At 73.4% G+C, this 9,571-nt stretch carries 9 protein-coding genes and 2 pseudogenes; 6 read left to right on the forward strand and 5 right to left on the reverse strand.

The window, feature by feature from the left end; translation table 11 throughout:
- Together GTW40_RS14340 and mscL are read left to right on the forward strand one after the other, a co-directional pair.
- Positions 1-278 (forward strand): annotated as a pseudogene (locus GTW40_RS14340) (hypothetical protein); the annotation flags it as partial.
- A 141-nt stretch (positions 279-419) separates the two neighbouring features.
- Positions 420-944 carry a large conductance mechanosensitive channel protein MscL gene (mscL, locus tag GTW40_RS14345; protein WP_161180562.1) on the forward strand — a complete coding sequence of 175 codons (525 nt, stop codon included), beginning with the start codon at positions 420-422 and terminating at the stop codon, positions 942-944.
- Positions 945-963: 19 nt separating this feature from the next.
- On the opposite strand, the gene GTW40_RS14350 is transcribed toward mscL, so the two are convergent.
- Entirely contained in the window at positions 964-1,143 is a 180-nt protein-coding gene (locus GTW40_RS14350) for a hypothetical protein (protein WP_161180563.1), read from the reverse strand.
- A gap of 74 nt (positions 1,144-1,217) precedes the next feature.
- Here GTW40_RS14350 and GTW40_RS14355 point away from each other — a divergent pair, with 74 nt between their 5' ends.
- The 3 genes from GTW40_RS14355 to GTW40_RS14365 all read left to right on the forward strand — a co-directional run bounded on the left by GTW40_RS14355 (position 1,218) and on the right by GTW40_RS14365 (position 3,905).
- Positions 1,218-1,862, forward strand: coding sequence for a flavin reductase family protein (locus GTW40_RS14355; RefSeq protein WP_161180564.1), 645 nt, complete (start codon positions 1,218-1,220; stop codon positions 1,860-1,862).
- A gap of 30 nt (positions 1,863-1,892) precedes the next feature.
- Entirely contained in the window at positions 1,893-2,945 is a 1,053-nt protein-coding gene (locus tag GTW40_RS14360; RefSeq protein ID WP_161180565.1) for a P1 family peptidase, read from the forward strand.
- A gap of 210 nt (positions 2,946-3,155) precedes the next feature.
- On the forward strand, positions 3,156-3,905 hold the full coding sequence (locus tag GTW40_RS14365; RefSeq protein ID WP_161180566.1) for a DUF6227 family protein: 750 nt from the start codon (positions 3,156-3,158) through the stop codon (positions 3,903-3,905).
- A gap of 151 nt (positions 3,906-4,056) precedes the next feature.
- Here the strand turns inward: GTW40_RS14365 and GTW40_RS14370 are convergent, their stop codons facing one another.
- From GTW40_RS14370 to GTW40_RS14380, 3 genes are all read right to left on the reverse strand, one after another.
- A complete protein-coding gene (locus tag GTW40_RS14370; protein ID WP_161180567.1) occupies positions 4,057-6,165 on the reverse strand; it encodes a fructose-specific PTS transporter subunit EIIC in 2,109 nt (702 codons plus the stop codon).
- Positions 6,166-6,345: 180 nt separating this feature from the next.
- Positions 6,346-7,293 (reverse strand): 1-phosphofructokinase, encoded by a 948-nt coding sequence (pfkB, locus tag GTW40_RS14375; protein WP_161180568.1) that lies wholly within the window; start codon positions 7,291-7,293, stop codon positions 6,346-6,348.
- The gene (locus GTW40_RS14380) at positions 7,290-8,051 is read right to left on the reverse strand and encodes a DeoR/GlpR family DNA-binding transcription regulator (protein WP_161180569.1); all 762 of its coding nucleotides are present in this window, start codon (positions 8,049-8,051) and stop codon (positions 7,290-7,292) included. Before GTW40_RS14380 ends, pfkB begins: the two co-directional genes overlap by 4 nt.
- Positions 8,052-8,307: 256 nt before the next feature.
- On the opposite strand from GTW40_RS14380, the gene GTW40_RS14385 reads away from it, so the two are divergent.
- Positions 8,308-9,282 (forward strand): YafY family protein, encoded by a 975-nt coding sequence (locus GTW40_RS14385; RefSeq protein WP_202485880.1) that lies wholly within the window; start codon positions 8,308-8,310, stop codon positions 9,280-9,282.
- A 30-nt stretch (positions 9,283-9,312) separates the two neighbouring features.
- On the opposite strand, the pseudogene GTW40_RS14390 reads toward GTW40_RS14385, so the two are convergent.
- A pseudogene (locus GTW40_RS14390) lies at positions 9,313-9,571 on the reverse strand (TetR family transcriptional regulator); the annotation flags it as partial.

Consider the following 9,571-nt stretch of genomic DNA (forward strand, 5'->3'; position numbering starts at 1 on the left):
TGCGGGCACCGGTGCGGATCGCGGACGCGGCGACCGTCCGGCTGCTGCGGCCCGGCGACCGGGTCGATGTGATCGCCGCCGAGGAACGGCCGACCGGCGGGGGCGCCCAGGTACTGGCGCGCGGCGCGCGGGTGACGCGGCTGCCGGAGCCGCTGGGTGAGCCGGAGGACGGGGTGAGCGCGGGCGGTGCGCTGGTGGTGCTGGCCGTGCCACGTGCGACGGCGGCCCGGCTGGTGGGTGCGAACCCCTCGGCGCGGCTGGCGGTGACGCTATGGTGAACGGCCCGCGCCCTCTGCTCGCAGGCGCGCTGTCAAGTCGCTCGATCGAGCGACGGGATTGGACACGATGGCCGCGCGGTGCCGTAGGTTGCGGAGCGCTTTGTTCCACAACCTGTGCACACGACGAGGAGAGTCACCGAGGTGAGCAAGACGAAGAAGGAAGCCGCGAGCATTCTGGACGGCTTCAAGGCGTTCCTGATGCGCGGCAACGTCATCGACCTGGCGGTCGCGGTGGTCATCGGGGCCGCCTTCACGAACATCGTCAACTCGGTGGTGAAGGGCGTCATCAACCCGCTGGTCGGCGCGTTCGGTTCGCAGAACCTGGACCACTACAGCCTGTGCATCCAGTCCCCGTGCGTGCCGGCTTCGGACGGCAAGGCCGAGCAGGGCGTGCTGATCCTGTGGGGCTCGGTCGTGGGCTCCGCGCTGCAGTTCCTGATCACCGCGGCGGTGGTCTACTTCCTGATGGTGCTGCCCATGGCCAAGTACCTGGCCCGCCAGGAGGCCCGCAAGAAGGCCCGCGAGGGCCAGGCGGCCAACGAGCCGACCCCGGTGACCGAGGTGGACGTGCTCCAGGACATCCGCGACCTGCTGGTCGCGCAGCGCAACGGCAGCGCGGACGGCGCGGTCACGCAGCAACGCACCGCCGGGCCGGACGGGCGCTGACGGAGCTTTTCCGTACCGCTCAGAAGTGGTGGGGCGGCTTCTCGTCGAGGAAGCGCTTCAGGTCGGCGGCACTGCTGTCGCCGACCGGACGCTCGCCCCACCCCCGGTCGGTGTCGTCGGAGGACTGCTGGTTCAGCGGGTCGTCGAAGACGAGCGCGGCCTTGGGGTCGCGCGGCTCGGGTACGGGGGCGGTGCTCATGCCACCAGGGTACGGCCGCCCCGCCCCGGCACTGTTCGGCGACCACCGAACCGACCGGTTCCTAGGCTCCCGGCATGAACACGGCGACACCTTCCGACCATGTGACCATCGAGCCGAGCATCCTCTACTTCGGGACACCGGTGGTGCTCCTGACCACGGAGAACGAGGACGGCTCGGTCAACCTCGCCCCGATGTCCTCCGCCTGGGCTCTGGGCCGGACGGTCGTCCTGGGGCTCGGCCGCGAGGGCCAGACCGCGCGCAACCTGAGCAGCCGCCCGGACCTGGTGATCAGCCTCCCCGGCCCGGAGCAGTGGCAGGCGGTGGAGCGCCTGGCCCCGCTGACCGGCCGCCACCCGGTCCCGCCGACGAAGGCGCCGGGCTGCCGGTACGAACCCGACAAGTTCACCGCCGCCGGTCTGCGCCCGGAACCCTCGGACCTGGTCCGTCCGCCGCGTGTGGCGGAATGCCCCCTCCAGCTGGAGGCCCGCGCCGAGCGCGTCCGCCCGGACGTCTCGGGCGACCACCTGATCGTCGAGACCCGGGTCCACAAGGTCCACGCGGCCCCCCGTCTCCTCGCCCCGGGCGGACGGCACATCGACCCCGCCGCCTGGAGTCCCCTGATCTACAACTTCCGCCACTACTTCGGCCTGGGCCCGGAGCTGGGCCACTCGTACCGCACGCAGACGCCCCGGGGCGTCGTGGACACGGAGACGGTGTGAGCCCGGAGGCGCCGGGTCAGACTGAGGTGCATGACGGCTGACGCGGTGACCGATGTCGGGGGCGTGCGGGTCGGACACGCCACGCGGGACGGGGACGGCTGGCTCACCGGGGTCACCGTCGTACTGGCGCCGGAGGGCGGTGCTGTCGCCGCCGTGGACGTGCGCGGGGGCGGGCCGGGTACGAAGGAGACCGACGCGCTGGACCCGCGCAACGTGGTGCGGAAGGTGGACGCCCTCGTCCTCACCGGCGGCAGTGCCTACGGGCTCGACGCCGCGTCCGGGGTGATGGCCTGGCTGGAGGAGCGGGGGCGCGGGGTGCGGGTCGGGCCGGACCCGGCGCATGTCGTGCCGGTCGTGCCCGCGGCCTGCCTCTTCGACTTGGGGCGCGGCGGGGACTTCCGGGCCCGTCCGGACGCGGCGCTGGGACGGGCGGCGGTCGAGGCCGCCGCGGCGAGCGGACCGGGCGCCGAGGTGCCGCAGGGCTGTGTGGGCGCGGGGACCGGTGCCGTCGCCGGGGTGCTCAAGGGCGGAGTCGGCAGTGCGAGCACGGTGCTGGAGTCGGGGATCACGGTGGGCGCGCTCGCGGTGGTGAACGCGGCCGGGTCCGTGCTGGACCCCGAAACGGGCGTGCTGTACGGGGAGTTGTTCGAGGGGAGGGTGACGTATCCGGAGCGGCGGACGCACGAGGCCGCGCGGCGGCGGACAGCCGAGGTGGCCGCGCGTAACCCCGAGCCGCCACTCCACACGACGCTCGCGGTGGTGGCGACCGACGCGGATCTGACCAAGGCTCAGGCGCAGAAGCTGGCGGGCACCGCCCACGACGGCATCGCCCGCGCCGTACGCCCGGTACATCTGCTGCACAACGGCGACACCGCGTTCGCCCTGGCGACCGGCGCCCGTTCGCTCGATCCCGAACGGCCCCCGGCCCTCGACACGGCCCTCGACGCGGTCCTCGCGGCGGGCGCGGATCTGGTGACGCGCGCGATCGTGCGCGCCGTGCGCGCTGCGCGCCCGGTGGCCGCTCCGGGCGGGGCGTGGCCGTCGTACGAGGAGCTGTACGGGGAGGGGGCTCGGGTGGAGTGAACCGGTAACGTCCGCTTTTTCCAAGGCGGTTGGGGCTGCGGTGACAGAAGAAACGGGCGGATTTTTTTCACGGAGGCCCAGCTCGCGGGAACCATCCGGGCGCCACCGGCGTTTACCTCAAGTACGTTTCTCGGTTCCCGGGCACGATGTCCGACCGAGGGGCTACGGTATGCACCCACCAGGTGACATGCAGCGACGCCGGGAGAAACCTTGAGCGTTCCGTACGAGACGGCGGAGTACGAATCCGCCGAGTCGCCCGAGTCTCCCGAGGAGCACCTCGAGCGGCTCCTCGGCCGCACCCTGAACTCCTTCGAGCTGCCCGACGAGGTGATACGCCGACTCGACTGCGCGCTGGCGCACGACAGTTCGCTGCACTCCGCGCACCACAGCGCGGGGCTGCACCGCGAGACGTACCGCCACACCTGGCTGCTGGCGGACGGTTCGGCGGTCACCCTGTGGGAGCTGGTCCACAACACCGCCCCGGGCGGCGAAACCCAGCACGAGGTGTACATCGACGAGGAGGAACTCCAGACGGCCACCGCACGCCTCGCGCTCCCGCAGGAGACGCCCGACTTCGAACTGCCGCTGCTGGCCGAGCTGTCGGCGGTCCCCGAGCCGCGTCATGTGTATGTCGCGGACAACTCGGCGGACCACGCCCGTCGGCTGCTGCGCCGCGCGGAGAACCCGGACCGGCCGGACGCGGCGACGGCGGCGCTGCTCGCGACGACCGCCGCCCACCAGATCACCCAGGCCTTCGGCCGCCCCGGCCGCCGGACCGCGCGGGCCGGGCTGAGCTTCGCGCTGTACGAGCACGCGTTCCTGCTGCGGGACGGCCGGGAGGTCTCCCTGTGGGAGGTCGAGCACACGGCGACGCCCGACGGGCGGCACATGTGCGAGGTGTACACCAGCCAGGACGCGGCCCGGGACGCCATGGAGCGGCGCGCGGCGACGCACGGCTGACGGTCCGGCCCCGCCGGAAGACCCGCCGGTCCGGCCCCGCCGGAAAACCCTGAGAACCCTGAGAACCCCGAAGGCCCGGGCATCGGAAAGGCGTCACGGCCCCGGACTCGGAAGTCCGGGCCGTGACGCCTCGTTTCGGTGGCGGCAGCCGTCAGGCGGCTATCGGCTGCTTCGCGTCCCGCTTGTCCTCCGCCGGGGTCGCGGAGGTTCCGGAGGCCGCGTCCCCGGGCTGCTTGCGAGTGCCCTTGAGAAGGATCACCAGGGCGGTGCTGACGCAGACGCCCGCGGCGATGGCGAGCAGGTAGAGGAACGCGTTACCGATCAGCGGGACCACGAAGATGCCGCCGTGCGGGGCGCGCAGGGTCGCGCCGAACATCATCGACAGCGAGCCGGTGACCGCGCCGCCGACCATCGCGGACGGGATGACCCGCAGCGGGTCGGCCGCCGCGAACGGGATCGCGCCCTCGGAGATGAAGGAGGCGCCGAGCACCCAGGCGGCCTTGCCGTTCTCGCGCTCGGTCGGCGTGAAGAGCTTGCCGCGCACGGTGGTGGCCAGGGCCATCGCCAGCGGCGGGACCATGCCGGCCGCCATCACCGCGGCCATGATCTTCATCGCGGAGTCGCTGGGGCTGGCGACGGCGATACCGGCGGTGGCGAAGGTGTAGGCCACCTTGTTGACCGGGCCGCCGAGGTCGAAGCACATCATCAGGCCGAGGAGGGCGCCGAGCAGGACGGCGTTGGTGCCGGTGAGGCCGTTCAGCCAGTCGGTCATGCCCTTCTGGGCGGCGGCGATGGGCTTGCCGATCACCACGAACATCAGGAAGCCGACGACCGCCGAGGAGATCAGCGGGATCACCACCACCGGCATGATGCCGCGCAGCGCCGCCGGGATGTTGACCCGCTGGATCGCCATCACCACGCCACCGGCGATCAGGCCGGCCGCGAGGCCGCCGAGGAAGCCCGCGTTGATGCTGAGCGAGATCGCGCCGCCGACGAAGCCGGGGACGAGACCGGGGCGGTCGGCCATGCCGTAGGCGATGTAACCGGCGAGGACCGGGACCAGGAAGTTGAAGGCCATGCCGCCGATCTGGAACAGCAGCGCGCCCCAGCTGTCGGCCTGGGTCCACACGAAGTGGTCCATGACGGAGGGGGCCTTGTTGACCGTCCAGCCGCCGATCGCGAAGCCGAGGGCGATGAGCAGACCGCCCGCGGCGACGAACGGAACCATGTAACTGACGCCCGACATGAGCCACTTGCGCAGCTTTGTCCCATATCCTTCGGTGGAGTCGCCCGCGCGTTCCACGGGGGTTCCTCCGGCCGCCGCGCCCGAGGGGGCGGTCCTCTCGCCGCGCTCCGCCTTGGCGCGGACCTCGGTGATGAGGTCGGCGGGGCGGTTGATGCCCGCCTTCACGCCGACGTCCACGGTGGGCTTGCCCGCGAAGCGGTCCTTCTCGCGCACCGGCACGTCGTGGGCGAAGATCACGGCGTCCGCCGCCGCGATCACGGTCGGGTCGAGCCGGGTGAAGCCCGCCGAGCCCTGGGTCTCCACGACCAGCTCGACGCCCGCCTCACGGCCCGCGTTCTCCAGCGACTCGGCGGCCATGTAGGTGTGGGCGATGCCGGTGGGGCAGGAGGTGACGGCGACGATCCGGAAGGGCTGCGGAGCCTTCTCGTCGGCGGCCGCCGGAGCCGTACTGCCCGCCGCGGCGTCGGCGGAGGCCGCCGCCGACGCCGTGGCGGTGTCCTTGGGGGCGCTCTCCGCGCCCGCGCCCGCACCCTCGGGAGCCTCCTCGGCACCCTTCGCCTCAGCCGCCGGAGGCTCCTCGCCCCGGATCAGCGCAGCCGCCGCACCCGGGTCGGAGACCGCCCGCAGCGCGTCGGTGAACTCGGTGTTCATCAGCTGGCGCGCCAGCGAGGAGAGGATCGTGAGGTGGGCGTCGTCGGCCCCCGCCGGGGCCGCGATCAGGAAGATCAGGTCGGCCGGGCCGTCCGGCGCGCCGAAGTCGATCCCGGCCGCGCTGCGTCCGAAGGCGAGCGTCGGCTCGGTGACGTGTTCGCTGCGGCAGTGCGGGATGCCGATGCCGCCGTCGAGGCCGGTCGGCATCTGCGCCTCACGGGCGGCCACGTCGGCGAGGAAGCCCTCCAGGTCGGTCACCCGGCCCTGGGCCACCATGCGTTCGGCGAGGGCGCGCGCCGCCGCTTCCTTGCTCTCGGCGGACAGGTCGAGGTCGACCAGATCCGCGGTGATCATCTCGCTCATCGCGGGCTCCTTTGCTCGCGTATCGCCCGGGGCGTGGGGTGGGCGTGACGGGGGACGGGGGTGTGGCTGTGGGGGAAGCAGGAGAGGGGGAACAGGGCGGGCACGACACCGGCCGCCCGGGTGGACCGATGGACGGGGGACGCGGCGTTCATGGGCCCGACCCCTTCGGGGCGGCGGTGCTCATGACACCGGCTCCCTGAGCGGCCGGTCGGACGGGATGTCCGCCGTGACCGTCACGCCCGCCGGGTCCAGATCGGCGGGCGTCGGCATCACGCTGCCGGGCAGTTGCACGGCGGCCGCGCCGTGCGCGACGGCGGAGGCCAGGGCCTCCGGGCCACTGCCGCCCGCGATCAGGAACCCGGCGAGGGAGGAGTCACCCGCGCCGACGTTGCTGCGTACGGCGTCGACGGGCGCGGTCGCGAACCAGGCGCCGTCGCCGTCCACGAGGAGCTGGCCGTCGGCACCGAGGCTGGCGAGCACGGCGCGGGCGCCCATCGCGCGGAGTTCCTCGGCGGCCTTGACCGCGTCGCCCACGGTGAGCAGGGGGCGCCCGACGGCCTCGGACAGTTCCTCGGCGTTGGGCTTCACCACGTCGGGCCGGGCACGCAGGGCCTCGGACAGCGCGGGCCCCGAGGTGTCCAGGGCGATGCGCTTGCCCGCGGCGTGCGCCCGGGTGACGAGGTCGGCGTACCAGGCGGGGGCCAGGCCCCGGGGCAGGCTGCCGCAGCAGGCGATCCAGTCGGCGTCGGCGGAGTGCGCGCGGACGGTGTCGAGGAGCGACTCCTGCTCGTCCGGGGAGAGTTCGGGCCCCGGCGCGTTGATCTTCGTGAGGACGCCGTCGGCCTCCGCGAGCGCGATGTTGGACCGGGTGGCCCCGGCGATCGGCACCGGGGCGACCTCGATGCCCTGCGCGTCGAGCAGTTCCGCGATGAGCGCGCCGGGGGCGCCGCCCAGGGGGAGTACGGCGACCGTGCGCCGACCGGCGGCCGCGACCGCCCGCGAGACGTTCACTCCCTTGCCGCCCGGGTCCATGCGCTCGCCGGAGGCGCGGATGACCTCGCCGCGCTCCAGGGCGGGGACCTCGTAGGTGCGGTCCAGGGACGGGTTCGGGGTGACGGTGAGGATCATGCGCGTACTACTTCCGTGCCGCCGCGCTCGACGGCGGCCGCGTCGTCGGGGCTGAGCCCGCTGTCGGTGATCAGCAGGTCCACGTCGTCAAGACCGGCGAAGCGGGCGAAGTGCTCCTGGCCGTACTTGGCGGAGTCCGCGAGGAGCACGACCCGGCGCGCGGCGGCGACGGCCGCGCGCTTGACGGCGGACTCGGCGAGGTCGGGGGTGGTCAGACCGTGCTCGGCGGAGAAGCCGTTGGCGGCGACGAAGGCCACGTCGGCGCGGATCTCGCCGTACGCGCGCAGCGCCCAGGCGTCCACGGCCGCGCGGGTACGGTGCCGGACCCGGCCGCCGATCAGATGGAGCTGGATGCCCGGGTGGTCCGCGAGGCGGGCGGCGATGGGCAGGCTGTGGGTGACGACGGTGAGCGAGGACTCCAGCGGGATCGCGGCGGCCATGCGGGCGACGGTCGTACCGGCGTCGAGGATCACCGTGCCGTCGACGGGCAGTTCCGCGAGGGCCGCCTTGGCGATGCGGTCCTTCTCGTCGGCGGCGGTGGACTCGCGCTCGGTGAGGTCGGGTTCGAAGTCGAGCCTGCCGGAGGGGATGGCCCCGCCGTGCACCCGGCGGACCAGACCCGCGCGGTCGAGGGCCTTCAGGTCGCGGCGGATCGTCTCGGCCGTGACCTGGAACTCCTCGGCCAGCGACAGCACGTCCACCCGGCCGCCCTCACGGGCCAGCCGGAGGATCGCCTGCTGCCGCTCCGGTGCGTACATCTCCGCCGCCTCCGCGTCGTCGTCCCCGGCCCGTTGTCCGGTCGTCGTACGGTCCACTTGCCACGTGTCCCACGCGTCCGGCCATCGCCGTTGATGCCCGAACGTGTGGTTTCACTCGGAGGCTACGCCGGGATTTCCAGAAAGTAAACGGGTTCGGACTTTATTCGGGCATGAACGGACTCTCGGACAGACAGGAACGGAACCGCCCGGGGAAAGCGGCCAGCCCCTGTCCTCTTTCTCCGCCATCCTCGAACCCATGACGACGGACACCCCGGCCCGGCTCCTCCGCCTCCTCTCCCTCCTCCAGACCCCGCGCGAGTGGCCCGGCGGCGAGCTGTCGGACCGGCTCGGGGTCTCCCGCCGTACCGTGCGCCGGGACATCGAGCGGCTGCGCGAGCTGGGCTACCCCGTGCAGGCCACCCTGGGCGCCGAGGGCGGCTACCGCCTGGTCGCGGGCAAGGCGATGCCCCCGCTGCTGCTCGACGACGAGGAGGCCGTGGCCATCGCGGTCGGGCTGCGGGCCGGGGCCGGGCACGCGGTGGCGGGCGTGGACGAGGCGTCGGTACGGGCCCTGGCGAAACTGGAGCAGGTACTGCCCGCCCGGCTGCGCCATCGCGTGACCACCCTCCAGGCCGCGACCACCCCGCTGACCGGCGGCGACGGCCCGAACATCGCGCCGGAGACCCTGACCACGCTGGCCTCGGCGGTCACCGGACGCGAACGGCTGCGGTTCGCCTACCGCGCCGGGGACGGCGGCGAGTCCCACCGGCTGACCGAGCCGTACCGCCTGGTGTCCACCGGCACGCGCTGGTACCTCGTCGCCTACGACCTGGAGCGCGAGGACTGGCGGACCTTCCGGGTGGACCGGCTGAGCGAACCGTTCGCCACGGGGGCGCGCTTCACTCCCCGGGAACTCCCCGAGGGCGGTGTCGAGGAGTACCTGCGCCGCTCGATCTGGCTCCACCAGGGCAGCTACGCCTTCACCGTCCGGTTCGCCGATACGCCCGAGACCGTCGCCGCCCGGCTGCCCAAGTGGCTTGGTCAGCTGGAGACTTACGGGGACGGCGGCTCGGCGCTCACGGGTACGAGCAGCGAGCCCGTGGAGTGGCTGGCGGTACGGCTCGGGCTCTCCGGGTGCGAGTTCACGGTCCTGGAGCCGGAGGAACTGGTGTCGTGCGTACGGGAGTTGGGCGGGCGCCTGAGCCGGGCCACGGACACGCCCGATCCGTAGTTCGCCTCAACTCCCAGGGGGAGAAACCCCCTAGCCCTTTCCCGGCTCTTCCTCCCAGTCGAACCCCGTCAGTGTCTCCAGGTTGCGCAGGGCCAGCGCGGCCGGGCCCGTGGCGCCGGTGTGCGGGGCGGTGGTGTGGGCCCAGGACTCGACGGCGACCCGCACGGCCGCGCCCGCGACGGCGGCGGCGAAGCGGAGGCGGGGGGTGACGGGGACGGGCTCGGCCTCAGCGGCCACCCCGGGCCCGGCATCCGCCACGGCCCCGGCGCGCGCGGCAGCCCTGGCACCG

Source organism: Streptomyces sp. SID4985 (assembly GCF_009863025.1).
Taxonomy (GTDB): domain Bacteria; phylum Actinomycetota; class Actinomycetes; order Streptomycetales; family Streptomycetaceae; genus Streptomyces.

What these genes read in the sequence shown, in the direction of transcription:
- GTW40_RS14370 (WP_161180567.1), bottom strand. Translation starts at nt 6,165, where the DNA reads ATGAGCGAGATGATCACCGCGGATCTGGTCGACCTCGACCTGTCCGCC.
- GTW40_RS14385 (WP_202485880.1), top strand. Translation starts at nt 8,308, where the DNA reads ATGACGACGGACACCCCGGCCCGGCTCCTCCGCCTCCTCTCCCTCCTC.
- GTW40_RS14360 (WP_161180565.1), top strand. Translation starts at nt 1,893, where the DNA reads ATGACGGCTGACGCGGTGACCGATGTCGGGGGCGTGCGGGTCGGACAC.
- GTW40_RS14350 (WP_161180563.1), bottom strand. Translation starts at nt 1,143, where the DNA reads ATGAGCACCGCCCCCGTACCCGAGCCGCGCGACCCCAAGGCCGCGCTC.
- GTW40_RS14380 (WP_161180569.1), bottom strand. Translation starts at nt 8,051, where the DNA reads ATGTACGCACCGGAGCGGCAGCAGGCGATCCTCCGGCTGGCCCGTGAG.
- pfkB (WP_161180568.1), bottom strand. Translation starts at nt 7,293, where the DNA reads ATGATCCTCACCGTCACCCCGAACCCGTCCCTGGACCGCACCTACGAG.
- GTW40_RS14355 (WP_161180564.1), top strand. Translation starts at nt 1,218, where the DNA reads ATGAACACGGCGACACCTTCCGACCATGTGACCATCGAGCCGAGCATC.